Source organism: Streptomyces sp. NPDC031365, assembly GCF_055569765.1.
The window spans coordinates 21,671-47,388 of the sequence record NZ_JBVIIM010000022.1 but is presented as its reverse complement, the minus strand read 5'-3'; the positions used below and the strand labels follow the sequence as shown (position 1 = coordinate 47,388).

Annotated in this window: 21 protein-coding genes and 1 pseudogene; 6 read left to right on the top strand and 16 right to left on the bottom strand. The window is 69.5% G+C overall.

Going from position 1 to position 25,718, the window contains the following annotated elements; genetic code table 11:
* Positions 1 to 134: 134 nt before the first annotated feature.
* The gene (locus tag ACZ5C2_RS27570) at positions 135 to 2,366 is read right to left on the bottom strand and encodes an MMPL family transporter (RefSeq protein ID WP_468796737.1); all 2,232 of its coding nucleotides are present in this window, start codon (positions 2,364 to 2,366) and stop codon (positions 135 to 137) included.
* A gap of 208 nt (positions 2,367 to 2,574) precedes the next feature.
* Here ACZ5C2_RS27570 and ACZ5C2_RS27565 point away from each other — a divergent pair.
* Positions 2,575 to 2,967, top strand: a pseudogene (locus ACZ5C2_RS27565) (VOC family protein).
* A gap of 546 nt (positions 2,968 to 3,513) precedes the next feature.
* Here the strand turns inward: ACZ5C2_RS27565 and ACZ5C2_RS27560 are convergent.
* From ACZ5C2_RS27560 to ACZ5C2_RS27535, 6 genes are all read right to left on the bottom strand, one after another.
* Positions 3,514 to 4,005, bottom strand: a complete 492-nt coding sequence (locus tag ACZ5C2_RS27560; protein WP_468796734.1) for an ATP-binding protein — start codon at positions 4,003 to 4,005, stop codon at positions 3,514 to 3,516.
* Positions 4,006 to 4,079: 74 nt separating this feature from the next.
* Positions 4,080 to 4,811 carry a DUF1775 domain-containing protein gene (locus tag ACZ5C2_RS27555; RefSeq protein ID WP_468796731.1) on the bottom strand — a complete coding sequence of 244 codons (732 nt, stop codon included), beginning with the start codon at positions 4,809 to 4,811 and terminating at the stop codon, positions 4,080 to 4,082.
* 29 nt (positions 4,812 to 4,840) lie between these two features.
* Positions 4,841 to 6,388: a YncE family protein gene (locus ACZ5C2_RS27550; protein WP_468796728.1), complete on the bottom strand. Its 1,548-nt coding sequence runs from the start codon at positions 6,386 to 6,388 to the stop codon at positions 4,841 to 4,843.
* Positions 6,389 to 6,528: 140 nt separating this feature from the next.
* A complete protein-coding gene (locus ACZ5C2_RS27545) occupies positions 6,529 to 7,221 on the bottom strand; it encodes a hypothetical protein (RefSeq protein ID WP_468796725.1) in 693 nt (230 codons plus the stop codon).
* A complete protein-coding gene (locus tag ACZ5C2_RS27540; protein WP_451771328.1) occupies positions 7,206 to 7,787 on the bottom strand; it encodes a sigma-70 family RNA polymerase sigma factor in 582 nt (193 codons plus the stop codon). Before ACZ5C2_RS27540 ends, ACZ5C2_RS27545 begins: the two co-directional genes overlap by 16 nt.
* 381 nt (positions 7,788 to 8,168) lie before the next feature.
* Complete coding sequence (locus ACZ5C2_RS27535) at positions 8,169 to 9,527, bottom strand: dicarboxylate/amino acid:cation symporter (RefSeq protein WP_468796722.1); 1,359 nt, start codon at positions 9,525 to 9,527, stop codon at positions 8,169 to 8,171.
* Between the two features lie 185 nt (positions 9,528 to 9,712).
* On the opposite strand from ACZ5C2_RS27535, the gene cuyA reads away from it, so the two are divergent.
* Positions 9,713 to 10,720 carry a D-cysteate sulfo-lyase gene (gene cuyA, locus ACZ5C2_RS27530; RefSeq protein ID WP_468796719.1) on the top strand — a complete coding sequence of 336 codons (1,008 nt, stop codon included), beginning with the start codon at positions 9,713 to 9,715 and terminating at the stop codon, positions 10,718 to 10,720.
* Positions 10,717 to 11,460 (top strand): cysteate racemase, encoded by a 744-nt coding sequence (gene cuyB, locus ACZ5C2_RS27525; protein ID WP_468796716.1) that lies wholly within the window; start codon positions 10,717 to 10,719, stop codon positions 11,458 to 11,460. The genes cuyA and cuyB overlap by 4 nt, the downstream gene beginning before the upstream one ends.
* Here the strand turns inward: cuyB and ACZ5C2_RS27520 are convergent, their stop codons facing one another.
* Both ACZ5C2_RS27520 and ACZ5C2_RS27515 read right to left on the bottom strand, forming a co-directional pair.
* Positions 11,461 to 12,369, bottom strand: a complete 909-nt coding sequence (locus tag ACZ5C2_RS27520) for a LysR family transcriptional regulator (protein WP_468796713.1) — start codon at positions 12,367 to 12,369, stop codon at positions 11,461 to 11,463. It abuts the gene before it with no gap.
* 59 nt (positions 12,370 to 12,428) lie between these two features.
* Complete coding sequence (locus ACZ5C2_RS27515) at positions 12,429 to 13,142, bottom strand: hypothetical protein (RefSeq protein WP_468796711.1); 714 nt, start codon at positions 13,140 to 13,142, stop codon at positions 12,429 to 12,431.
* A gap of 254 nt (positions 13,143 to 13,396) precedes the next feature.
* Between ACZ5C2_RS27515 and ACZ5C2_RS27510 the strand changes: the two genes are divergently transcribed.
* On the top strand, positions 13,397 to 13,978 hold the full coding sequence (locus tag ACZ5C2_RS27510) for a sigma-70 family RNA polymerase sigma factor (RefSeq protein WP_468796709.1): 582 nt from the start codon (positions 13,397 to 13,399) through the stop codon (positions 13,976 to 13,978).
* A 338-nt stretch (positions 13,979 to 14,316) separates the two neighbouring features.
* Here the strand turns inward: ACZ5C2_RS27510 and ACZ5C2_RS27505 are convergent, their stop codons facing one another.
* The 3 genes from ACZ5C2_RS27505 to ACZ5C2_RS27495 all read right to left on the bottom strand — a co-directional run bounded on the left by ACZ5C2_RS27505 (position 14,317) and on the right by ACZ5C2_RS27495 (position 16,876).
* Entirely contained in the window at positions 14,317 to 14,667 is a 351-nt protein-coding gene (locus tag ACZ5C2_RS27505) for a DoxX family protein (RefSeq protein WP_468796909.1), read from the bottom strand.
* Positions 14,668 to 14,940: 273 nt separating this feature from the next.
* Positions 14,941 to 15,417: an ATP-binding protein gene (locus ACZ5C2_RS27500; protein WP_468796706.1), complete on the bottom strand. Its 477-nt coding sequence runs from the start codon at positions 15,415 to 15,417 to the stop codon at positions 14,941 to 14,943.
* 331 nt (positions 15,418 to 15,748) lie between these two features.
* Positions 15,749 to 16,876, bottom strand: coding sequence for a YeiH family protein (locus tag ACZ5C2_RS27495; RefSeq protein ID WP_468796703.1), 1,128 nt, complete (start codon positions 16,874 to 16,876; stop codon positions 15,749 to 15,751).
* 120 nt (positions 16,877 to 16,996) lie between these two features.
* On the opposite strand from ACZ5C2_RS27495, the gene ACZ5C2_RS27490 reads away from it, so the two are divergent.
* Positions 16,997 to 17,899: a LysR substrate-binding domain-containing protein gene (locus ACZ5C2_RS27490; RefSeq protein WP_468796699.1), complete on the top strand. Its 903-nt coding sequence runs from the start codon at positions 16,997 to 16,999 to the stop codon at positions 17,897 to 17,899.
* Between the two features lie 184 nt (positions 17,900 to 18,083).
* On the opposite strand, the gene ACZ5C2_RS27485 is transcribed toward ACZ5C2_RS27490, so the two are convergent.
* From ACZ5C2_RS27485 to ACZ5C2_RS27475, 3 genes are read right to left on the bottom strand one after another with little or no spacing between them, the layout of a single operon-like run.
* The gene (locus tag ACZ5C2_RS27485; protein WP_451776863.1) at positions 18,084 to 18,485 is read right to left on the bottom strand and encodes a DUF6009 family protein; all 402 of its coding nucleotides are present in this window, start codon (positions 18,483 to 18,485) and stop codon (positions 18,084 to 18,086) included.
* A complete protein-coding gene (locus tag ACZ5C2_RS27480; protein WP_468796696.1) occupies positions 18,482 to 19,999 on the bottom strand; it encodes a DNA primase family protein in 1,518 nt (505 codons plus the stop codon). Before ACZ5C2_RS27480 ends, ACZ5C2_RS27485 begins: the two co-directional genes overlap by 4 nt.
* The gene (locus ACZ5C2_RS27475; RefSeq protein ID WP_468796906.1) at positions 19,996 to 21,075 is read right to left on the bottom strand and encodes a bifunctional DNA primase/polymerase; all 1,080 of its coding nucleotides are present in this window, start codon (positions 21,073 to 21,075) and stop codon (positions 19,996 to 19,998) included. The genes ACZ5C2_RS27480 and ACZ5C2_RS27475 overlap by 4 nt, the downstream gene beginning before the upstream one ends.
* Positions 21,076 to 21,834: 759 nt before the next feature.
* Between ACZ5C2_RS27475 and ACZ5C2_RS27470 the strand changes: the two genes are divergently transcribed.
* Complete coding sequence (locus ACZ5C2_RS27470) at positions 21,835 to 22,116, top strand: hypothetical protein (protein WP_468796693.1); 282 nt, start codon at positions 21,835 to 21,837, stop codon at positions 22,114 to 22,116.
* An 807-nt stretch (positions 22,117 to 22,923) separates the two neighbouring features.
* Here the strand turns inward: ACZ5C2_RS27470 and ACZ5C2_RS27465 are convergent.
* A complete protein-coding gene (locus tag ACZ5C2_RS27465; RefSeq protein ID WP_468796690.1) occupies positions 22,924 to 25,626 on the bottom strand; it encodes a hypothetical protein in 2,703 nt (900 codons plus the stop codon).
* Positions 25,627 to 25,718: the final 92 nt, after the last annotated feature.

Sequence of the window (25,718 nt, the reverse complement as noted above, 5' to 3'; positions counted from 1 at the left end):
GTGGCAGCGAGACGGCCCGGCTGTACGGGGTCGAGAGCGCCGTACGAACACCACAGTGATCCCGGACGGACGGAACGGGCGGGCTCGCGGCAGTGACCTGCCGTCGGGCCCGCCCGTGTGCCGGGGGGGCGGGGTCAGACCTCCGTCGGCGTCTTCGCGTACGACGGGCCGGCCGCGGGTGCCGGCGCGAGCTCGGGACCGCCCTCGCTCAGGCCGTACCGTCCGTGGAGCCTTTTCAGGAAGGGCGGTGCGTACCAGGCCGAGCGGCCGAGCAGGCGCATGGCGGCGGGGACCAGGACGCCGCGTACGGCGATGGCGTCGATGAGGATGGCCAGCCCGCTGCCGAGACCGAACATCTGCATGAAGGTGATCTTGGCCGTGCCGAAGGCGAAGAAGCTCACGGCAAGCAGGAGGGCCGCCGCGGAGACGATGCGTCCCGTGTGGCCGAGGCCGTTGGACACGGCGGACTCGTTGTCCTCGCCCTGGTCGTGGAGTTCCTTGATGCGGCTGGTGACGAACACCTCGTAGTCCATCGACAGACCGAAGGCGATGCAGAACATCAGCACGGTCATCGATACTTCCATGGGCTGGGCCGTGAAGCCGAGCAGGGAGGAGAGATTGCCGTCCTGGAAGATCCAGGTCATGACGCCGAGGGTCGCGCCCAGGCTGATGACGTTGAGGGCCAGTGCCCGCAGCGGCTGCACGATGCTTCCGGTGAACAGGAAGAGCAGGACGAAGGTGGTGAGGACGACCAGGGCCACCGCGATCGGGAGCTGGCCGCTGATGGAGTCCTTCGCGTCGACCAGTTCGGCGTCGGTTCCGCCCACCAGGGGCTCCGTCCCCTCGGGCGCCGCCACGGTCCGCACATCCTCGACCAGGGCCTCGGCCTCGGAGGACTTCGGTGTCAGGGAATTCACCACATTGATCCGCTGAGCATCGGGGCGGCCGAGCGCGGGGTTGCCCTGACTGGCCGGCGCGGCCCCTTCAGCCGTCAGGGTTCCCGCGCTCGTCTCGACCCGGATGACGCCGTCGAGAGAGGCCAGTTCCCTCGCGTACGAGTCCAACCCGTCCTTGGTCACAGCCTTGTCGATGACGACATGGAGGGCAGCCGCGTCGTTGCCGTTGAAGTTCTCGCCCAGCATCGCGGTGACCTGGCGGCTTTCGGCGTTCTCCGGCAGGACCCGCTCGTCGGGCGTACCGAAGGTGATACCGATCAGCGGGGCGGCCGCCACCAGCAGGACCGCGAGCACGGGCAGCGCGGTGAGCACGGGCCGCCGCATCACGGTACGGGCCATACGTCCCCACACGGACGCCTGGGCGCTGGACTGCTCCCGCTTGGCCCACGGCATCCGGCCCTTGTTGACACGGTGTCCCAGGGCGACGAACAGGGCGGGCATCACGAACAGCGTGCTGATGGCCGCGACGGCGACGACTCCGACGCCGGCGTAGCCGAAGGAGCGCAGGAAGTACTGGGGGAAGACCATGAGCGAGGCGAGCGCGGCCGCCACCGTCGCGGCGGAGAACGCGACCGTACGGCCCGCGGTGCTCACCGTCCGGCGGACGGCGTCGTCCACGGAGGCCCCGGACGCGAGCTGCTCGCGGAACCTGCTGGTCATCAGCAGGGCGTAGTCGATGCCCAGTCCGAGGCCCAAGGCGGTGACCAGGTTGGTCGCGGTGTTGGAGACATCGGTGATGCCGCCGAGGAGGGACAGCTGTGCGAAGGCGCCGGCGATGGCGATGATCGCGATGGCCAGCGGCAGGAGGGCGGAGACCACACTGCCGAAGACGAACAGCAGCAGCACCAGCGTCAGGGGTATGGCGATGATTTCCGCCAGCACCAGGTCCGAGACGACCTGGGTCGATATGTCGGCGCTGATGGCGGTGCCGCCGCCGGCCCGGACCTCGAGCGTGTCCTTGTACGTTCCGGAGTAGGCGTCGATGAGGCTCTTGGCGTTCTCCTGCAACTCCGCCTCGCCGCCCTTCACATGGGCGAGGATCAGGGCCTGGTTCCCGTCCTCGGAGCGGAGGTCGGCGAGGTTTGTGTCCCAGTAGGAGTACACGTTCCCGAGGTTCTTCTCGCCCTTGAGGTCGGCCACCAGAGCCTGTCCGCTCTGCTTGGCGGCCGGGGTGTCCACCCGGCCGTCGGGGGAGCTGACCAGCAGGACCAGGTTCGTCTCACCGCCGAACTTGTCATCGATGACCTGGGCGGCCCGGCTGGACTGCGAGCTGGGGTCGTCGAAGCCGCCCGGCAGCAGCTTGGTGAACGCGCCGCCGCCCAGGACACCCATGAGGGCCACGGCCGCGACGGCGACGGCGAGTATGAGCCGGGACCGGCGGATCGCCAGCTCGGCCACGCGTTCAAACACGAGATCTCCCTTTGCTTGCACCTGGTCGGAACGAAATGAGGGAGCTGTCGCACTCCTCATCGCCGTGAGCGACGGTAGTCACGAGGAGGGAGATTTAGCAGTATTCACTTTGCTTAACAGTGTCAGGTTAACTGAGCATCAGCGATGGAGTTCGTGTCTCCACTTTCACGTAAGGTGCTCGCGCCACCGTTCCGCAAAGGGGACACCCATGAAACTCGCCCAAGTGCGGCTCCTCGTCGCGGACTTCCCAGCTGCTACCGCTTCTACAGGGACGTCCTGGGGCTGAAGCCGCAGTTCGAGGCGGAGGACGGCCCGTTCGCGAAATTCACCGCCGACGACGGCGCGGCAGGCATCGTCCTGCAGGAACGGGCCCAGATGAGCCGGTTGCTGGGCGAACTCGCCGCAGAGCCGACCGGTTACCGGTCCCTCGTCGTCCTGCGGGTCGACGACCTGGACCGCTACTGCGGGGAGATCACCGCGCCGTGGAGCCGAACTCGTCCATGGCCCGGCCCTCATGACGGACCACATGCGCGCCGCCCACCTCATGGACCCGGCGGGAAACCTCGTCGAACTCCAGGAGTGGATCGAGCGGCACGGGTGACCTCGCTGCCCTCCGTCCCCCCGTCGAACCGCCGTCTTCGGGCACCGGTCGAACCAAGTGGCGCGGCTGGTCGTTCTTGGCCCTCGAGACCCCTTCAGCGGAGGTGCCGGCCTTGGACGCGAAGGGCCCCGTCCCGGCGCCGAGTGCTCACCGTGGAGGACCGGCGCGGCACTGGCCACCGCCCTGCCCGTGAGCTGAAGCACCCATGCCTCGACCTCTCATGACGGCAGAGGGATCGTGCGGCGGCTGAGGGATCCCGAGCGGCGGCACACCGCTCGGCCGGCTGTCCACGCCCGTGACACGGCCACCGGCCGCCCTCGAACCCCAAGGCCGGGAGTGGCTCACCGGCCGGCTGCCGGCCAACACCACGGGCGGCGCGAAAACTACGAGCCGGCCTGCCCTCCGGCTGGACCCTCACGGGCAGGACCGGCGTCAGAAGTACGGAACCGATCATGACGTGGGGATCGCCTGACACCCGGTGGCAGTCCCTCGTCCCAACGGTCCTCTGCCTCCCTCCTGTCGGCCCGAACCGCGTTCAGCCGACTACTACGGAGTCGCCGGTGCCGTGTGGCGCTGGTGAGGGCTCCATCTGGCGTCACAGCCGGAGCCCGCGATGCCGACCGTCGCGCTCACCCGCAGCCCCCACACCTCTCGGACCGTCTCGGTCCGGTCGGCGAGATGGCCGACGATGTCCAGACCGCGGCCGCATTCGTCGGGCTCGGGCGGCCTGGGCCGCGGGTCCGGTCCGCCGTGGTCCGTGACGTCGATCCGCAGCGTGCCGTCGACAAGAGCCAGCGCGACCGTCAGGTCGCAGCCTCCGTGCTGCACCGCGTTGGTGGTCAGCTCGCTCACGATGAGTACGGCCGCGTCGGACTCCTCGCCCTGAATCCCCCAGCGGGCCAGGACGGCCGCGGTGAAGCGGCGTGCCACGCGGACACCGCGCTCGTGCGCCGCCATGACCGCTCCGGCCACCAGGGGGACGGTGCCGGAGAGCCGGCCGGTTTCAGCGTTGCGGGAAAGAAGTGCCGGGTGGGACATCGGGTTGCCTTTTCGGGGAGTCGGGGCAAAACCGTGGCCGAGTGTTCTTCGGGGGCCGGACCTGTACGGGGCTGCTACGAGTGCGGCACACCCCGGGACCTGCGCCGTCGCAGCAGGACGGCGGCTGCGGCTGCGGCCGCCGCGGCCGCGGCGCCGATCCCCGCGACGAGGCCGAGGGAGGACCCGGAGTCCTCGGCGGCGACGGCCGGCGGTGTCGGCGTGGCCGCGACGGTCGGCGCGGGGGAGGCCTTCCCGGCGGCGGCCTCCGGCGAGTCACCGCCGGTGGTGGCGGGCGGCGGGTCGGCCTCCGGGTTGACGGTGAGGACCGGTACGGGGAAGTCCGGGTCCTCGCCGCCGGCCACCGGCTCGTCCCAGGTGGCGATCGTGCCGTTGGAGTAGGTCTGTTCGGCGGGGAAGTCGAGGGAGTACCGGTCGGGTACGGCGCCCACCTTCACCGTGAAGGTCCCGCTCTCCTTGGGCGGGATGTCGTAGCCGGGTTTCGCCGTCCAGAGCAGCCGGGTGCCCTCGTCGGCGGGGCCGGCGGTCTTCTTCCCGGTCCAGCCCTCCACCGCCGGCACGCCGGTGACCTCGAGCTCCGGCGGGACGACGACGGCGACGCGGACCGTGGTGGCGTCGGCCAGTTCGCTGGGGACGCGGAACTCGAGCGTGGCCGGTTTTCCGGGGATGACGTCGCCGGTCACCGACACATGGGCGGCGGCGGCTCCGGAGGCGAGCATGACTGCGCCCGCCGCACCGGCGGCGACGGTGACCAGGGAGGCGATGTGCCGTCGAGTGCGGCGGGGCATGGTGTACGTCCTTTCGGTTGCGGACCGGCTCAGCAGCAGTCGCAGTACAGGAGGTCGGTGGTCTTGACCGCGTGACCGTGCCCGCTGGCCTGTGCGGCGAAGTTCGCCTTCTGGACGGGGGTCACCTCTCCCTTGACCTCGATGGCGATGCTCTCGCCGTTGAACGCGCCGAAGGAGAGCGCCATGGGCGTCTTGCCGCCCTTGTCGGTGGGGAACGAACGCAGCGGGGTCCGCTTGCCGTCGGCGTCCACGGAGTAGGCCTGGTAGACGGTGTCCGGCTTCAGGCCCCGTGCCTGGAGCTGGATCATGTCCAGCCCGTTCACCGGGCGGATTGTGGCCTCCAGGGTGCGGCCCTTGACCGGGTCGAGGGTGTCACCGCGCTTGCCGTTCGGCAGCATGGTCGGCACGTCGTGGGCCTGCTGGCCGAGGCCCTGGTCGCCGAGGTTCGGCGCACTGCCGGGCCGGTCGGTGGCGCGGGGGGCGTAGACGATGGCCTGCGGCTCCTGGCCCGAGGCGATGGTGTCGACCACCTTGTTGGTGACCGTGTCGATGACGTCCACCGCGTCGGACTTCTCCAGGCCGACGTACAGACGGGAGCCGTCACCGCTGCCCCAGGCACCGTGGGGCGCGTGCCCGTTGTTCTTGATCTTGGTGATGAGCTCGGGAGCGCCGCCGGTCCTCTTGTAGACCCAGGTCTCGTCCAGCCCGCCCATGGTCAGGTAGACGAACTTGCCCTTGCGGTTGTCGATGAACTGCGGGTGGTTGGTGTCGGGGCCGGTGTTGAGGACCGTGACCACCTTCCCGCGCCGGAGGTCCACCACCGTGATCATGCCGTCACGCTTGTGCGACACCCACAGGCGCTTGCCGTCGGCGGAGATGGCCTGGTCGGAGGAGAAGGTGGCGCCGAGACCGGTGATGCGGTCCACAACCCGGCGGGTGCGCACGTCGATGACGCTGATCTCGGACTTGCTGGTGAAGTTGACGTACGCATGCCGGCCGTCGGGGCTCATCAGCACCTTCGACGGTCCGTCGCCTACGCGCACGGTGGCGGTGACTCCGCCGCGCCTGGTGTCGACGACCGAGACCGTGTCACGGCCCCGGTTGGCGACCCAGAACTCCTTGCCGTTGGCCGTGAAGCTGCCCTCGTGGGCCGCGCGGCCCACATCGGTGGTGTTGAGGACCTTGTTGGTCCTGGTGTCGACCATGTGGACGGTGTTGCTCGTGACGCTCACCACGGCCAGCAGCCGGCGATCGGGCGAGTACGCCAGACCGTGCACTCCCGAGTCGCCGCTGTACTGCGGGCTGAACGTGCTGCCCACCCGCTGGTCGCCCAGCGCGATCGTGCCCAGCGTCTTGTTGGTGGAGGGGTCGATCACCGAGACCGTGTTGGACGACTGGTCGGCCGCGTAAAGACGGTCCCGGCCCGTGATCGGGATCGGGCGCTGCTTGGAGGCGGCAGTGGCCTCGGTGGACGCGGTCTCCGGGCTGGCCTGTGCGATGGACGTGGCGGCCAGCCCGCCGCCTCCGACTCCCAGCGCGGCGATCAGCATCCAGGTGGCACGGCGCACAGTAGGCATTCGTTTTCTCCATTGTCTGTTTTTGGGCAGGGCGGAGCCCCGTTTTCGTGGCATGGCGGACCGCCGAGGTTTCCAGGCACGGCGGACCGTCCGACCACCCGGAGCGGTCCAGGCGTCAGGGAGTCGGGGGGGCAGGGCCGTCAGGCCGGCCGGGACGCAGAGGGGGACGGAGGGGGCACGACGGATACGTGGGTCACCACGCGTCCGTCCTCGTCCTCGACGATCAGGGCGGTGATGGTGTCCTTGGGCATGGCCGTCACCATGCGGGTGGACACCTGCTCACCGGAATCGTCCCGGACACTGCCGCCCGGGACGCGCGTGCCGTCGGCGTTGACGGTCACCATCCGGTAGGTCTCACCCTTCTCAAGACCCGACAGGGACACCGGTACCTCGGTGCCCCAGGGGTGGTCGATCATCTTTCCCTCACGGACCAGCACCACCGCTGTGGTAGGGGCAGGCTGGTCCTCCTCCAGCCCGAGGGGGACGGCCACCGCGGCCGCGGTGACGAAGGCGGCGGCCACACCCAGGGCGACGCGGCGGCGGAACCTGGGCCGGACGGGCTTCGGGTCGGCCACGACCTGGCGGATGCGGTCGCCGAGGTCCTTGGAGGGCCGCGCCTTGGCGGCGGCTCCTCGTGCGCCCGCCCAGTCGGCGAACGGGTCGGACCGCTGCAGGGTACGGACCACGTCGTCGAGCTCGGCGGCCTCGCGGGTGCAGTCCGGGCACCGGTCGAGATGCCGTGCCAGATCCTCCGGAAGCGGAGTTCCCAGAAGCAGGTGCTCGGTCAGCAGGGGGCGGAAGGGGAAGCATTCCTTGTTCATGGTGCCAGCCACCCGTTCTCCTCCAGGACAAGCCGCAGCGCGCGCACACCGTAGTAGAGGCGGCTGCGCATGGTGGAGGCCGAGACCCCCAGCTCCGCGCCGAGCTCGGCGCAGGTACGGCCGCCGAAGTACACCTCCACCACTGCCTCCCTGTGCTGCGGGGTCAACCGCTCCAGCGCCTCCCCGAGCTGAATGCGCTCGAGAAGCTGATCGACGGGGTCGAACGCCGAGGACGACTCGGACACGGCGTCCCACGAGGAGTAGCCGGTTCCCTCGCGGACCTTGCGCCGCCGTATGGCGTCCACCACTCCGTTCCGGGCGATGGCGAACAGCCAGGTCCGCATGCTGCCCTGGTCCGGATCGAAACCGCGGGGCGACTTCCAGGCGCGGACGAAGGTCTCCTGGACCACGTCCTCGGCGAGCTGGCGATCATCCAGTGCCTTGTACGCGAACCCGAAGAGTTCACCGCCGTAGAGATCGTAGGCGGCCTCCACCTCACGTTCGGTGCGCAGTGCGGTCGGTTCGGCCTCCTTCGACGCGAACCGGCCGCGCAGCCATTTCACAGGGCTACCACTCACCGACACTGCCGCCCACATTCGATGCGCGCCAGAACGTCATGGTGCTTCCCATTTCCGGAGACGATGTGGTCATCAGGGGATACGCAGGTCCCGCCACCGGTGTTGAAGGAGCGGGAAAGTTTGCCATTGCGGTCGGGACCTCCCAGGTCATGCCGCTGTCGGCGCGGTGGTCGGTGCGCGGTCACGCCGACGGCCCGAGCACCGCGGTGGCGGTGACACGGGCACGTTCAGGATCACAGAATGGGGGTCGGCGGTGCCGATGCGACTGGATCACAGGCATCGGCCACGCACACGCCGGCGACCCCGATCACGGTCGTGGTACCGGCCCGGGCCGTCATCCGTGAGAAGTACGGGGAGACCCGTCGGCAGTACGGTCCGCGGTCAGGCGTCACTCCGTCCACCGACGGGACCGGTCGCGACGGTCTGCGCGTCGGTGTCGGTGTCGGTGGGGTCCGGGACGGGGCCGGCGGTGGCCTTCGCCCGGGGGTGGAACTGTCCCTCCGACTTCGCGATCACGAGAGCGGCGAGCGAGTTGCCGGTGACGTTCAGGCCGGTGCGCGCCATGTCGACCACGAAGTCGATCGCCAGCAGGACGGCGATGCCCTCCGCGGGCAGGCCGATCACCGACCCCGCGGAGAAGAGCACGACGATCGAGGCGGAGGGCACGCCCGCGATGCCCTTGGTCAGCAGCATCAGCACCAGGAGCGTGGTCAGCAGGCGTGGGATCGTCAGCTCCACGCCGTAGGCGTGCGCGAGGAAGACGACCGCCAGTCCCTCGTACATGGTGGCACCGTCGGCGTTGAAGGAGTAGCCGAGGGGCAGCGTGAACGAGGAGACCTTACGGTCCACACCGAACTTGTCGAGCCGCTCGATCAGAGGCGCCAGCACCACTTCGGAACTGCGCGTCACGAACGACAGGAACAGCAGGTCCCCGACCGCGCGCAGCATCGCGACGTACGGAACCCGGAACACCATGGCGATGACCGGGAACAGCACGACGAGCACCACGAGCACGGCGGCGTAGAAGACGACGACGAACACCGCCAGCTTGACCACCAGGTCCCAGCCGTAGTGTGCGGTGTTGTAGGCGACGAACGCGACGACGGCCAGCGGAGTCAGCTTGATGATCCAGCCGATCATCTGGAACACGGCATCGGCGACGGCGTCGAAGACGGCGACCACCGGTTTGGCCTTGTCCCCGATCTTCGTCAGCGCCATTCCGAGAAAGACCGCGAAGAAGAGGATCGACAGCAGCTCCCCCTCGCCGGCCGACGCGAAGACGTTCTCGGGAATAATGTGGAGGAACAGCTCCGCCAGGTCGATGTCCCTCCCGATGCCCTCCGTGTCGGCGGGATCCACAGAGCCAAGACTCACGCCCTTCCCGATGCCCGAGAAGAAGGCCAGGAACAGGGTGACCACGAGGATCGCCGTCGTGACGATCTCGAAGTAGAGGATCGCCTTGGTGGCCATGCGGCCCACCGTCTTCGCCGACTCCAGCCGCGCTATGGACACGACGATGAGCGGGAAGATCAGCGGAACGATGGTCATCTTGATCAGCCTGATGAACGCGTCCCCGATGATCTTCAGCTGGTCGCTGAAGGCCGGCGCGACCAGGCCGAGCAGAGCTCCGACCACAAGCGCGATCAGCACCTGCACGCCGAGGGGCGGCATCGAGATCTTCCGTCTGCGGTTCTCGATGCGGCCGGCATTCACCGCGACCACAGGTTTCGAATGCGACATGAGCAACAGGTCCTTTCCCTTGCCGGTGACGTGTCATTTGGCGCGCCGACGCGGCTCAGGTCAAGCACGGGGAAACATCCATGCATGGTGTGCATGACCCCTGCCGGAACCGACATTGGACAGCGGTTCCGGCAAGGCCTTAACTGTTGGCACATTCATCCACTCATCGCGAAGGGGAGCATTCCATGGTCCAGACGGCACGTTTCGCGCGCTTTCCACTGGGGCATTTCCCGACGGCTCTCGAACCGATGGAACGCCTGACCGCGCACTTGCGCCAGAGCTACACCTCGGTGCCGGAACTGTGGATCAAGCGTGACGACTGCACGGGGCTGGCGACCGGCGGCAACAAGACACGCAAGCTGGAGTTCCTGGTGGGGGAGGCGGTCCAGCAGGGCGCCGACGTACTCATCACGCAGGGTGCCACCCAGTCGAACCACGCCCGGCAGACCGCCGCGGCGGCGGCCCGGGCCGGCATGGAGTGCAAGCTGTTCCTGGAGAAGCGCCAGACGCGGGACGACGAGTACGAACTCTCCGGCAACGTGCTCCTCGACGAGCTGCTCGGCGCGGAGGTCGTCGACCGGGTACCGGCCGGGACCGACATGCAGGAGGCCATGGAACTGCTGGCCGACGAGCTGCGCGCGGAGGGGAGACGGCCGTATGTGATCCCCGGCGGCGGATCGAACCCGCTGGGCGCGGTCGGCTACGTCCAGTGCGCCCAGGAGATCGAGGCGGCTCCCGTCGCCGTCGACTGGGTCGTGCACGGCACCGGCAGTACAGGGACGCAGGCGGGCCTCGTCGCGGGACTGCGGGCGATGAACAGTTCGGCGAAGGTGCTCGGCGTCAGTGTGCGCCAGCCCGAAGAGGCCCAGATCAACGCCGTGTTCGGCCTCGCCGAACGCACGGCGGCTCTCATCGGCGCCGAGGGCGCGGTCACGCGGGAGGACGTTCTGGTCGACGACCGCTGGGTCGGTGGCGGCTACGGAGTGCCGACGGACTCCATGGTCGACGCGGTCCGGCTCGTCGCCTCCTGCGAGGGCATCCTGCTCGATCCGGTGTACTCGGGGAAGGGATTCGCCGGACTCATCGGCAACATAGCCGACGGCCTCTTCTCCCCCGACGAGAACGTCGTCTTCCTGCACACCGGCGGAAGCGCGGCCCTGTTCGGCTACCGGTCCACGTTCCAGACGCCGTGAATGCGCACGACCATCTGGTGGGCATCCTGGGCGGGATGGGTCCGGCGGCCACCGCCGAGTTCTACGCCAAGCTGATCATCCGGACCCCCGTGACCCGTGACCAGGACCACCTCCGGGTCGCGATCTGGGCCGACCCGACCGTTCCCGACCGCGTCGGGGCCGTGCTCGGGAACGGCAGCGGCACCGACCCCTACCCCGCGATGCTGGCCGGAGCGAACCGTCTGCGCGACCTCGGCGCGACCCTGGCCGTGATTCCCTGCCACACCGCGCACGCCTTCTTGCCGGCTCTCGTCAAGGACTCGGGCCTGCGGTTCCTCGACATGGTGGCCGAGACGGTGGCCGAACTCGCGCGGCGGGCCGGGACGGTGGGCAGCGTCGGGCTGCTCGGCACCCGCGCGACGATCGCCTCCGGCCTCTACCAGAACCGGCTCCTGGAAGCGCGGTTCGGCGTGGCCCTGCCGGGAGAGTCCACACAGGTACAGGTGGATCTCGCGATCAAGAAGGTCAAGCAAGGCGACCCCGAGGCGGCCGGCGTGCACCTGGACAAGGCGGTGCATGCCATGTCGGGGAACGACGCACCGCTGATCGTCCTCGCGTGCACCGAACTACCGCTGGCGGCACGGTACTTGGTTGAGGCGAGCGGGGCGGCCCTCCTCGATCCCACCGATCTGCTGGCCGACGCGGTGGTCCGCGAGTGTCTGCTCCCTGGGGCGGGCGACGGCCGGGGAACCGGCGGATAGTCAGGCGCCGCCCTCAGCGAGCTCGGCGGCGCGGTGCCAGATGGCGGCCGCACGGGCGGGCACCTTGTCGGACGGGACACGGTACAGCCGGATTTCGAGTCTCGCCGTCAGCGACGGGTCACCCACCTGCCGCAGAGTGCCGGCGGCGAGCTCGGCGGTCACCAGCCGGCCGGGCAGCCAGCCGATGCCCAGCCTCGCCCCGATGAGCGCAGCCAGCCCGGAAGTGAAGTCGCTCTGGGCGACCGGCAGAAGATGCAGGTCCCGCTCCGCGAGGATCCGCTCGGTCACGCGGCCGAGGAACGCGCCCTGGCTGTGCGTGACCGACGGGACGGGACGGGCGGCGCTACCGGGCACCGAGAAGTCGGGCTGTCCGCCGGTCACCGAGGTGTACGGCGCCAGGACGTCCTCCGCCAGCACCATCCACTCCACGTCGGCGACCGGAATGCTCAGCGGCAGCGCGGGGTCGGCGTAGGCGAGCAGCAGGTCGCAGCCACCGTGGAACAACGCGTCGTAGGCGTCGAGCGTGTTGGACGGCAGCAGGACGCACGGCACCGGGCTCCCCTCGCCGCAGCGCGCCCACCATTGGGCGAAGAATGTGGTCGCCAGCGAGTGGGTGACGGCGACCCGCACGGCGCCTCTCGGCGCCCGCTGCCGGCCGCGGATCTCGTCCCGGACGGCACTGATGGCGGCCACGGTCTCGATCGCGCCGGCACGGACCTTCACACCCGCCGGTGTCAGGCTCACGGGATAGGTCGAGCGGTCCACCAACGGCTCACCGAACCAGATCTCCAGCGCGCGGATCCGGCGGCTGAAGGCGGGCTGGCTCACGTGCTGAGCCTCCGCGGCACGCGTGAAACCGCCGTGCTCGACGAGCGCCAGGAAGCTTTCCAGCCAGCCGATGTCCACCACGGTCGGAGTGTAACGAGATCATGCCGGGCCGGCAGACCGGCGTTCACCACCTCTTTGCCTCACCGGTGCCCGTCGTGGATCCCCCGGTACGTCCTCCGGCCCCATTCGACCGTGCTGCGCACGGCCTTCCCGTGCTCCGCGAGGCGCTCGTCCAGACGGTTCGTGCGTGCCTGCAGCGCTCGTCGCGGCAAGGGGGCGTCCGCGCCGCCGAGAAGCAGGCACAGGTCCTGGCAGCACAGCGGACGCGCCGCCGAGGACAGCAGATGGAACAGCACGCGTTGGGATCTCTGCCGCGTCCCCGGTGCCCGACGCACGTCCCGGGGGAAGCTCCGGCCACTGCCGGGACCGGAGAGCTCCAGCCGGCGACGCTCGGCGGAGAGCCGGCTGGCCAGTTCCCTGAACGGCAGGTCGCGGGGCAGCACGTTGACCGCCCCGGCCAGCAGCCGACGCACCGGGTCGGTGCGACCGGCGGTCAGCACGGTGACGGCGGAGAAGCTGCTCAACACCCGCACGGCCCGCTCCGGACCGGCGTCCTTCGCCTCCTCCGCCAGGTTCAGCACGACCAGGGGATACACGGCGCCCAGCATGTCCTGGTACGCCTGCTCCGAGCCCCAGGAGCGGGAGCGGACCGGCATGACCTGGTAGGGCCGCATTCTGCTCAGCAAGCGGTCGGTCTCCGGACCGCGGGAGGAGAAGACCACGCTGACGGGCCGGCGCCGCACCGGCGACGTGAGCACGCGCTTGAAGGAGATGGGGACTTCAAGTGGTGACATGGCAGACCGCCGGAAACAGCCGAAGGGAACGTGCCGACAGAGTGTCAGGTCATCTGCGGTGCACGCTCGTCGTCCGCCTCCGTCGCCGGGCCCCGCCGTTGGACATCCCCGGTAGGGAAGAGCAGACGCGGACACCGCGACAAACAAGCGACAACCTTTGACCAACGGTGTCCGGAGAGTATTGATCGCGCTCTCTTGCTCCGCAGGGGAGGCACGCCACCTGACCACCGGCGGAAGACGATGGGGCACCACCCATGACGGGAACTGTAAAGGCGGGACGCGTCCGCCTCGCTCCCAGCCCGACACCCACCCTGCACTGCACACCGGACGACGACCACCACGCCCTCGTGCGGACGGTCTACGACCGGCACGGCCCCCTGCTGCTGCGCTACGCGGCACGGCTGCTGGGGGGCGACTGGCACAAGGCCGAGGACATCCTCCAGGAGACGGTGGCGCGCGCCTGGAAACACGCCACGTTCCTGAAGAGCCACGACGAGCACATGCGGCCGTGGCTGTTCACCGTGGTCAAGAACCTGGTCACGGACCATCACCGGGCCCGCGCGCTCCGTCCCCTGGAACTGATGCCGATCGAGGAGCTCGACACCACCTGGGAGCACCCCGATCACGCACTCACCCTCCACGTGGTGCTGAACGCCTTGCAGGACCTCAACGAGCAGCAGCAGACCGTGATCAGGCTCATGTACTACCGGGAGTGCAGCGTGGCGCAGACCGCCGAGCATCTTGGCATCCCGCCCGGCACCGTCAAGAGCCGCGCCTTCTACGCCATACGCGCTCTGCGCAAAGCACTGGAGGAACGGGGGATGCAAGGGGCCTGAGGGTCACGGCCGGGCGGGACGCGGAACTCATCGGCACAACCGGTGAACCGAACCGCTGCGCCGGCCGTTGTGCCGAGTGTGGACGGCCGGGGCGGCATCGCCCCACAGGGACGAAAGCACATCCTCCCGGCCCTTGTGACTCCGCGCGCGGGACCCCCGTCCGTGCGTGGAACGGCCCCGGCAGTGCGTACTGCTTCTGCCGGGGCCGCAAAGACCGGCACAGTGTGCCGGCTCGACACCGACCGCGGCGGACGAGCCCAGGTGGGGACCGAGGTGGGGACTCTGCGGTCGGGAGCCCGGCCGGCACAGAACCTGGTCAGGTCGTGTGCCGGCCGGGCTCAGCCCGCGTTGCTCAGCGGAAGGCCCACGCACAGGCACAGCATGATCGCGGCTGTCACCATGGGTGCCCACAGGCGCAGCCCGCTCTCCTCGTAGCTGTCGTGATAGGTGAAGGCGGCGGCGGCGAGCAGGAACATGCCCCCGGCAGCGGCGACCGCGAAGGCGGTGACGAAGTACCCGGACAACAGCCCGGCGCCGCCCAGCAGCTCCAGGACCCCGATGCCCCGGCACGCGGCCGGGGAGAAGCCGCACGCGTCAGCGGGGGTACGGGGTACTCCTCGGCCCACGATCTGCCCCCCACCGCTGACCAGGAAGACTGCTCCACAGACCGCGGCCACGGCCGTCAGCATGATGTTCACTGGGATGTGTCCCTCTCCTCCGGTACTGCCCGGTACCGCCACCGGGACCTCTCATCGCCGGAACGGTGAGTGGAGGACCACGGTTCACGACAGGGAGGTCGCACACCCCACGGGTGAACGCGCTGAGAACAGAAGGAAGTTGACGACCGAACAAACGCAGGGGGCAGAAGCGCGGGCGACATGAGCAGCCGTACGGATTCCCGATTGTGAGTAACCTTGGCGCATAGGTTGGCCCGACCCGGCTAGAAGACCCAGCCGTGGACGTCACATGGCCTGAAGGCCGGCGTCGTCCCCGCCGGGGTCGTCGGCGAGCACGACGGACACGGAGATCCGCTTACCCACCGGCTCCTGGTAGATGGAGAAGGTCTGGGACACCGCCATGACGATCTCCAGACCGTGCTGACCGACCCGTTCCGCGTCGGCTGCTAGCACCGACGGCAGCGTGGTGTCGCTGTCCCACACGGTGATCCGGACGGCACCCTCGATGATTTCCAGGTCCAGCAGGCACGGGCCGGGCGCGTATTTGCGGGAGTTGGTGACAAGCTCGCTCACCACCAGCTGCACCATGCCCATCGCCCGCGCCGACACCGGCAGCCCATGCTCTGCCTGCACAGCCGTGAGGAAGCCGCGGGCCATGTCACGGGCCTCGGCGATCTCCGCGCTGCCCTCGAACGTGGCGGAGGCCGCGATCGGAGGGTCGGTGAGCGGCTGCCGGCCCTCGTTTGGGACAGCAGTATCCATGGACCCGCCTCACTTCCGAAGCGCCGTGCAATGCCGCACCACGCTTACCCCGCCAACTTCGCAGCACTCGCGCACCGGCATAACCTGCTGCCGGGAACTCTCTGCGGGTATGCCCCGAACTAGGCGGAGTCGAAGGGACGGGGCGGATCGTGGAGGAGCAGGCGGGAAGTCCTTCTTCCTCACTCACCACGCCCGCGTGCTACTCGTATCGCTCGCGACTCTGCCGGCCTCCTTCGCGGCATCGCCGCAGCCCGCCGGCGGACTCACACGACTACAGAGCATCGTCGTCACGTTGTGAACGGCCCAGGAACAAAATCTAACGCCCGGCACATCACCAGGAGCCGGACAGGTACTGCAGCAGAAGGCTGGTGACCGAAACCACGACCCACAGACATGCTCCCAGCAGCAGGGGCCGGACGCCCGCACGGCGCAGACCGCGCAGGTCGGTCATCAGCCCGATGGCGGAGAGGGACACCGTGATGAGGAACACGGAGAGTGTGCCGAGTGCGGGATGAGCCCGGTCCGGAATGAGCCCGAGCGTGTTGACCAGGGCGGTCAACAGGAACCCGACGAGGAACCAGGGCACCAGCCTGACGACGTTCACGAGCGCGGCGCGACGAGGCCGAGGAGCACCCCCCTCCACGACGGCGACCGCCGCAACGGCGCGGCGCTTGGTCAGTGCGGCCAACCACAGACAGATCGGTATGATCAAAAGCGTACGTGTGAGCTTCACGACGACCGCGTACTGCCCGGCCTCGTCACCGAAGGTGGCGGCTGCCGCGACAACCGAGGATGTGTCGTTGACGGCGGTTCCGGCAAAAAGCCCAAAGGCCTGCTGGCTCATGTCCAGCAAGTGGCCCAAGAACGGGAAGACCAGTACCGCAGCAATGTTGAACAAGAAGATCGTCGACACCGCGTAGGCGACGTCGGCGCTCGCGGCCCCGATGACCGGTGTGACCGCCGCTATCGCGGAGGCACCACAGATGCTGGTGCCCACACCGATCAGGGTCCGCAGGTCACGTCCTATGCCCAGCATGCGGCCGACGAAGTACGCGGCCACCAGACAGGCCGCCAACGACCCCAGCATGACCGGCAGCGAACTTCCCCCCACGCTCACGACCTGGGTCAGGGAGAGCTGGCATCCAAGCAGCACGACCGCCACCTGCAGGACGAACCGGCCGGCGGTGGCGATCCCTGGCTGAAGCCGCTTGCCCGGCCGTCGCACCGCAGCCAGTGCCACACCCATGACGATGCCCGAGACCGGCCCTCCGACCAGGGGGAACCAGGTCCCCACCAGCGTCGCCACGGCCGCGACACCCGCAGCGAGCACCAGCCCCGGTACACGCTCGCCGAGCCGCTCCCGCCAGGACTTCCGGGACACGGCGGCACTAGCGCCGGTGGTGCGCGCAGCCGGTCCCTCGGCACAACCAGAAGCCGTACTACTGCCGTCGTGACTCATGGTGACCACTGTGGGCAGCGCTTTGACCAGGCCGGTAGCCCTCTCCTGGTGAGGAGGTCATAGCCAAGGCGAATGACCCGGTGGGCTGACGCGCCGCACGGTTGTTCCTACGCTTGCGCCATGAGTGGTCTGCCGGATCTGGAAGCGCTGAGGCTGCTGGTGCTCGTCGGAGAGCGGGGCAGCCTCGGCAAGGCCGCCGCCGAACTCGACATCGCCCAGCCTTCGGCGAGCAAGCGGGTGGCGACACTGGAGCGTCGGCTGGGTCTTGCCCTCATTGAGCGCACCCGGCGCGGATCCACTCTGACCGCGGACGGACAGGTGGTCGCCGGCCGCGCACAGCGCGTCCTGGACGAACTCACGGCGCTCATGACCAGCGTGGAGGCTCAACGCAGCAAGCTCGACGCCACGTTGCGGGTGGCAGCCAGCATGACGGTGGCGGAGTACCTGGTCCCGCCCTGGATCAGCGAACTGTGTCGCGCCCACCCCGACCTGCACGTCGGTCTGCGGGTCACCAACAGTGAGCACGTACCCGAACTGCTACGCAGCGGCGCGGTGGAGATCGGGTTCATCGAATCGCCGTACGTTCCCCGCGGACTGACCAGCAGAACGGTGGCCACTGACCGGCTGATCGTTGTGGTGGCGCCCACTCATCCCTGGGCACGGCGCCGCAGACCACTGCTGGCCCGTGAGCTGGCCGCCACCCCGCTGGTCGTCCGGGAGCGGGGATCGGGGACCCGGGTGGCCCTGGAGCGGGCCCTGCGCCGCTCCGGGGCCGAGGAGACCCGCCCGTTGCTGGAACTGGGCTCCGCAGCCGCCGTACGCGGGGCGGTGATCGCCGGAACCGCACCCGCGGTGATCAGCGAACTGGCGGTGCGCACGGACATCGCCGACGGCCGGCTCGTCAAGGTGAACATCGAGGGGGTGGAACTGCGCCGTGCACTGCGGGCGGTATGGCCCGCCGGACGGTCGCTCGTCGGCCCGGCCGCGGACCTGCTCGCCGTGGCCGCACGCCGGCCGTCGTGAACGGGTGCGATCGTCATGGACGGGCACGGTCCGCGGTGCAGGACGGACCGTGCCCGGACGGCACCGCCCCACCGGGGAATGAGGGACGTGCCAGGACGACGGTCGAGCGTGACCTCGTCATGAGGGATACGCGCCTTCCGACCCATCCGTTGAAGGCCGGAAGAAAGTACCGGGAAGAACCGGATCACAGGGGGAGGGTTATGCCGAGTTCCCGCATGGCGGTCGAGGGGGGCCCTCCCTCGGAGCGTTCGGTCTTGTAACCCCTGACCCGTGCGGCGAGCGTGCGCGGGTCAACCGCCTCGGCCGGTGCGCCTGTGGCGTACAGACCTTCCGGTTCTGCATCGCGGTCGTGGGGCAGCAGCCAGAAGACGCGACGACGGAACGTGCCCGAGGAACGGGAAGCCTTCGCGTCGCGGCTCAACCGGGCGTAGCCCACCATGCGCCCATCACGGTGGTAGGCCGGTTTGCCACCACGGGTGGGCAGCCGGTCCAGGCTCTGGCGGACGTAGTCGAGCGGTCCGATCTCCTCCAGCCAGACGAGGTCCGTTTCGTGGCTGATCTCGTCCTCAGTGATCAGGGAGCTCATGAGGCCGCTTCCCCCTCTTCCTCGGTGAGCAGTCCGATACCCGGGTAGTGCTTGCGCTGGTTGGACAAGATCATCTCCTTCGGCGACGCCAGCCCGACCAGTTCCCGGGTGCGAGCCGCGAACGCACGTGAAGACATCGCGGGCGCGCCTTCACTCTGACACCACGCCCGGTAGGCAGCATAGAGCGCCGTCTGTTCCGCGCGCAGTTCGCTGCCCAGGCGGCAGCACTCGTCGTAGAAGCGGCCGGTGTGGTCCTCGGTTTCCGCGTAAGCGGTGGTGGCGATACGGACCCGTTCCGGTCCGGTCAGGTCGCGGTCGCCCGAGAGGTAGCGGCGGGCGCCGTCGATGAGCCAGCCGAGGATGCCGGGGCCCTCCTCGGTGACGAGGATGTCGGCCAGATTGTCGATCTTGCGGTCGTCGGACACGGTGCGTTCGAAGGGGATCAGACGCATCCGGCGCCAGAACGCGAAGCCGCCGGTGCCGACCTCGGGGCGGTGGTTGCCCAGCAGCCACAGCTTGTGGGTGGGCTGGAAGCTGAAGAAGTCCTGCCGCATGCGGCGGGCCTTGATCCGGTCGCCACCGGTGAGGAGCTTGACTCTCGCCTCGTCGAACTTGTCGCCGTGCTTGACCTCGGAGCAGACGATGACCCGGCGGCCGTGAAGTTCCGCGAGATCCGTGGGATGGCCCTCGTAAGGGCGGGCCATGAGGAAGCCGGGCGGAGCGGCGTCGGCATAGTCACCGAGGAGCTTCATCAGGACGTCCAGCAGGACACTCTTGCCGTTCTTGCCGTAGCCGAACAGAAAGGGCAGGACCTGTCCTCCCACGTCACCGGTGATGGAGTACCCAAGCAGCAGCTGCAGATACGCGATCATCTCCTGGCCCTCGGCGTCATCACCGAAGGTGTCGGTCAGAAAGCGGATCCAGCGCGGAGTAGGTCCATGATCCGGTCCCACTGATGTCGAACGGGAGTGGAAGTCCTTGTTCGGATCGGGGCACTTGACCAGGCTGGTGCGCAGATCGACGATGCCATCCGGGGTGCACAGGGCATACGGATCGGCGTCCAGGAGACTGGCGTTCAGGACCATCCCTGGCGCCGACTTTGCCTGCGCCAGCATCGCGTTCATACCCGTGGTGGACAGCGCCCGGCGGCGGTGCGTCTGCAGCGCCTGAACGTTGTGGACACCGCGCGGGTCCTGGACGGCGATAGCTTCGGCCAGGTCACCGGCCGCCCACAGCACGGTGTCGTCCTCGTCGATCTGCCAGCGCGTGGTGTCCCAGCGGTACCAGCCGATGCCGGGTACATGCCGGTAATCACGCCCGTAAAGCCGCACGAACAGTTTGGCGTTGCCCCGGTCGGTAAGGGTGTCGGGCAGCAGCCCCGAGGCTGTCGCCTCGCCGGCCGCTGGTTGGGTACCTGACTGGGCCGGGAGGGGCACGGCTCCCTGGGCCCGGATCTGGGCCGCGACCGCATCGGGGTCGAAATCGAAGAGCGTCTCGTTCCTGGGAGCTGTCACGGGCGCTCTCCCCGCGGGGGCAGAGGGTGCTTGAGGCCTGCGGCCAGGCCGCTGCGGATGATCTGTTCGGAGCGCCTCTCCTGACCCGGACGGGCGGCTGCCGCGGTCTCCTCCAGCGCGCGCTCGGCATCCTCCTGGGTGAGCCTCCCAGCGGCCACCAGACCGCCCAGCGTGTAGGCGGCACGGTTGAGGACGTCGGAGAACCCCGCTCCTTCGGACACCTGACCGCAGGCCTCGACCGGCGCCAGAACGGCAGCGAGCAGGCGCTGATGAGTGAGGCCGTGGCCACCTCCTGCGGCAAGGACGGCCTGTCGGGCGCGCGGTGGGACGGACCGAGGCGCCGGAATCGTGGAGGCGGACAGATGGCCGGTGCGTTCGAGTTCCTGCGCGAGCCATGCCGGGAGGACCGCTGGCTCGCGTACATCGCCGACGGCGGTGTAAGTGCCGTGCTTGGTGGTGGTTCCGGGAGCGACGATGTACCCGCCGTGTGCGCGGACGTCGACCTGCCAGGCGAGCGCGCGGCCCGGACTCGATCCCGAGGAGCAGTGCCAGCGGCGGTTGTCGGTGGCTCGGTACCAGATGTGCAGGCCGCCGGAGGGCGTACGGACGCGCAGCGTGGTGTCGTCATCCGCGGGGCTGGGCCGCCCGCGCAGAGCGGCCAGGACGGCGATGGTGTGGAACCCGTTCGCCAGGCCGGTGAGGTCCACGTGGTCGGCGATCGGGATGCCGGGCAGGATCCGGCCCCGGCCGGGGGGTTGGGAGGCATGCGCGTCGATGTCGATCACGACGAGCCGGGCCGGTCCGCAGGCGACACCGACGCCCAGCTCCGGACGGGTCCCCCACCAGTCGGCGATGCGCCGCTGATCGAGAGTCGCCGCGTGGAAGCCATGACACCACCTCCCCACGGGCAGACAAGGGCACTCCGCGGCAGAGTGCGGCGTTGTACGGCAGTGACCGCAGTTGGCCACCGGAGTCTTGCGTCCCGCCGCCAGGGGATGTACGGGCCAGCCGCGGCGCGCGCACCAGCTGGCGGTGGCTAGTCCGCCAGAGACCGAGGGCCCTGGCCCAGACGGCAGCTGGCAAGGGTCGCCGGAGGAAAAGCGCAGCTCAGCAGACACGCGCACACCCCCATCAGCGACCGAAGCGACTCAATGACAGACACAGACTATCCAACCCGACACGCGAGGTCGTGGAACGTGACCGAAGGAAGAACACCGGTCCGGTCCGTTGCCTCCGTCGGCAAGCACGGTACAGCGACTGAACAAGAAACCCAGCGACTGAAAGGCCTTCGGTCGCTGTCCTGAGTCATCAGAAAAACCGCAGGTCAGAGCTCTGCCAAAGATCAAAAAGCGACTGAAGCGACTCAAGGCTTCTATATATGACGCACACACGCACACATGAGGAACTCATATACCCGGGCCTTGAGTCGCTTCAGTCGCTGCAAGCTTCTGGCAATGCCCTTGACCTGCACTTTTTCATGAGACCGAAGCAGCGACCGAACATCTCCCAGTCGCTGCTCTTCGGTCGCTGTCCCAAGAACGCCACAGCGACCGAGCGACTGAAGCGACCGAAGCCGCCGCCCGCCTGCCGTCTCTGTGTGTCTTTGGCAGGTCATTCCAGGTGGATGAGCCCCGGAGCGGCTGGCAGCCCTGTGGCGGGCCAGAACCAGCTCAAGGCCCAGGGCACGGGTGTGAGGGCGAGTCAGGGCGGGGGTGGACATTGGACCGCATCCGAGCCGCCCGGACAGGCGGCCTGCGGAACTGTTCTCTGTACCACGCGGCCCAGAACCCGGTTTCCGTGAGTGCGCCACGCTGGCCCGCAGCAGCGAGTGCGGCATGGACGACGCCGAGACGGCCGAGCGGATCGCCGCCTGGACAACTGGCGGCGAGGGCGAGGTCGCGCAGTTCGCCGTCTTGGGGGTCCGCGAAGGCGGCGTCTTCGCCAGGGAGGCGGCCCACGTCCCCGCCCTGTTCGACAAGCTCAACACCGCCGCATGGCTGTACGCCCGCTTTACCGCCGGACACGCCGAACTGGCCGTCGGCGAATCACCGCCCTGGCCTTGGTGCTCGTCGAGCCGGGTGCCCACCGCCTCGGTGGGCACCGCCGCCGCACCCTGACCGCGCATCACAACACCGTGGTGGTTGCCCTGTACGGCATCGCAGCCGAGACCCGAACCGCCCTGGCCACGGTCGAGGCCCGGGTCACCGGACCCGCCGCCGGCGGTGCCGACCGTGCTGGCGCCGACCGGGGCCACCGCCGCAGCGGCGGCCCCGGTCGGCGGGCGTTCGCCTCCGGCTGGTGGCCCACGGCTGTACGGCGCTTTCCGCAGCAGGTCCCGCTGGTGGGCTGCTGCCTGACCGAGGCCGCTTGTATCCGCGCCGGTCACCGCCTTGCGGGGCCCATGATCACGGTGGTGCTCAGCGCCCGGCGATGTCCTGCACGGAGCCGGGCTACTCGGCGAGCAGCATGCCCGTCCACGAGCTCGTGACCACCGAGAACGCCGCGCTGCGGCTGATCAGCCGCTTTGACCCGCCAGGCGCACGGCGTGTCCGAGTACTCGCGCCCACCGACGCCGTACGCGATGAGCTGGCCCCCGCTCTCCCCGTCTGCCGCTACAGGTGCGGCCGTTCGCCGTCGCCGATGAAGGCGACCGGAACACCGACGTCGAACGCGTCCGGGCCGGGGATGCCTTCGGTATCGCCGGCTGCGGAGGCGGCCGTGTGCCTGTTCGGCGGCTGGTGGCCCCACAAGGACATGGACGCCGTCGACGTCGTCCTCCGCCCGGCCCGACGTCCCCCTGCACCTGCTGGTCGCCGGGCCCTCGCTCGACCACGAGGTGGTCAGTGGTGGGGGCAACAGGCACGGCTGGATCGAGGGTCCGGACAGCTGCGAGCGATCGAACTCCGCAGGCATCCCTGACGGGATCAGGGATTCGAGTGATCGTCGATCCTTACGCGGTCGAGCCTCCCCACCGCGAGGTCGTCATGCGGGACAGCCCAGTAGATCGTCGACGACTCAAAGTTGTCCAACTTCGGCTTCCAGGTTGCCAGCAACACCCACCCGTCGATGCCGGTCCCTTGCGAGACGTACGCGACGGGGTCGCCGTCGCCCTCGTTCTCGTGCGGGTACCCGCCGAGCTCGAGAACGGGCAACCGACGGAACCGATCGGGCTCGTCACCCAGAACCATGTCCCACGTCGTGCGCAGCCGGTCGTGGGCGCTGGGGTGCACTGGGAGGTCGACCACCGTGCGCGGGGCGTCGACGTCGACCCCGTAGTCCGGTAGGGACGCCACGTACTCCACGTGCAGGTCGCCGGACACATCGTGCGCGAACTCGTCGGCGTCGATGTCGGCGTCCGGGTCGTACTCGAGGTGCCGCTCCTCGACCGGCGTGCCCGCCGGGACGTACACCGCCGACGCCGTGGTCTCCTCCCACGCGGGAGTCGCGAACAGCATCAGCGTGCCGGCTCCCGGAAGCGGCAGGTTCGTGGCGCCGTCGGGCAGCGCGCCCAGGTCGATCGTCGCGACGAGGGGGTCTGGCCATTCGTCGTCCGTTTCCTCGCCGGGCAGCCGCACGTCGGGCGGCAACAGCACCGGTCCGCCCAACCGGCCGACGACCGGTCCGGACCCCTGGGTGTTCAGCACGGCCGACTGGCGCGCGATCCCCAGCCACGCGTCGACGTCCTCGCGGGGAAGGCCACGCTCCTCGGCCTTCTCCCGGAACCGGCCCAGCTCGTCGAGAGCCCTCGGGGACCACCTCCGCAGCACCTGCGGCGGGACGGGGGCCCCGTTTTTCCAGGCCGCGGCGGGCACGAGTTCCAGCGGGAACCACCCGGGCTCGACGGCGGTCCCTGTGCCGGCCACCTCGACGGCTCGGGCGAGGACCGACCGCACCAGGTCGCTGGTCTCCGTGGCCAGCGCGGCCCGAAGCGCCACGACAGCGTCCGCCTCGCCCAGTTCCGCGAGCCACTCGGCCGCTGACGCGCGGGTCTCTGCTGCGTCGTCGCGCAGCCCTCGCTCCGCTGACGCGCGGGCCACCCGGTGCCGGGCGAGCACGTGCCGTGCACCGCGCCGGTACCGGGTGTCGCTCAGCGCGAGCCCGGTCAGCCGGGGCACCAGCACGTCGGGGACCACTGGAAAGTGGGCGAGGATCTTCAGCATCGCGGCGGTCGTCGGGGGACCGACGGCCCGGTCCGGGCCGGGGAGAAGCTCCAGGTACTCGTCCGCCAGGTCCAGCCGCTCGGCGAACAGGGGCCACCACCGCTCGGCGTCGGCCGCGGACAGGCAGTCACCGATCGTCGCGCCGTACCCCCCGTCGGTGCGCACGGTGAGGGACGACGCGAGCCGCCGCGCGGGGTCGGGCAGCCCGTGGTCGGCCAGCACCCCGAGCACGTCCCGTACGTCGGTCAGATCCTGTAGCCCCTCGGTCAGGGCAGTGGTGCGGAACCAGGCACCGGTCGCCAGCCCGGTCAGCGCCTCGTGAAGGTCAGGGGGCAGCGCGTCCGGCGGCACCGGCCGGCGAGCGGGAACCACCAGCTCCGCCACCGGCTCGCGTTGCGCGCGCCCACGCTCGGCCACGGTGCGCAGGGCCGCCGCCCGGTCGGCATCGTCCGGCATCGCGGAGAGCGCGGCGTCGATCGCTGCAGGGCCGTCGTTGACCCCGGTCAGCTGCGCCAGCACCTCACGCAGTGCCTGCACGGGCGCGGTCAGGAGGTGCGGCGTGAGCAGCCCGATCTGCGTGCGCGCGTCGAGGCGTGCGAGCTCGGCGAGCGCCGCGACCTTGACCCGCCGTTGGTCGTCGACTGCGAGCTGCGCCAGGAGCCCGCCGTGCACGGACAGGTCCCGGCTCGCGAGCGCGACAGTCTTGATCTTCCCCAAGCTGGTGAGCAGGGGTGCCACCTCCGCGACGACGTCGGCGTGGCGGTTGACGAAGTCCCGTCCGGCAGGGGTCTTGACCAGCTTGTCCAAGTCGTGGAGGTGTGGTGCGTGTCGTTCGAGCAGCACGGTGAGGGTTACGCTCGTCGCGGCGTCCTCGGGGACGCCGCCGGCGACCGCCACGTCCCGGACGAAGTCGGGGGTCCATCGCGTCGCCATGACCTCCACCACAGGTGTCGCCATGGGTGTAGCCCCGTAGCCCTTGGCCGCCCGGTCGTTGACTACCAGAGCGAGCCAGGCCGGCACGCCCTGCGGGACGACGTCTATCTCGACGCGTTTCTTGGACTCCTCGTCCCAGGTGGGGAGCCTCACCTCGCGCGTCACGGCGAGCAGGACCTTGCCGAGCCGCGCGATCACCGCGGGGTCCGCTGCCGCGTACACGACGCAGCGGGTGCGCTCGGCGGCGCGCGCCGTCCAGCCGGGGTGCAGCGCTGCGAGCGGCGCGACGACGTCCGGAGAGACGAAGCCCGGCTCCCCAGGCCCGGGCTCGTCGAGGAGGCCGGTCAGCCGCCTCGCCTCCTCGGCAGGCAGTGCCTCCAGCGCCGAGAGGATCTCGGCCTCACCGCTGGACGGCCCGGCGCCTTCGCGCACATAGCCCACCGCCCGGTCGTAGGTTCCTCGGTCCACGGTCTTCAGGGGGGCGAGTGTGTCCCTGACCGCATGGTCTGCATCGAGCTTGTCGTCGTCATGCATCACGACAACGTACCCACGCGCCCGGGCCGCACCTGAAGGCGGATCAGCTGGCCGGTTCCGTGTCGCGTATGACCAAGTCGCACCCGGCACGA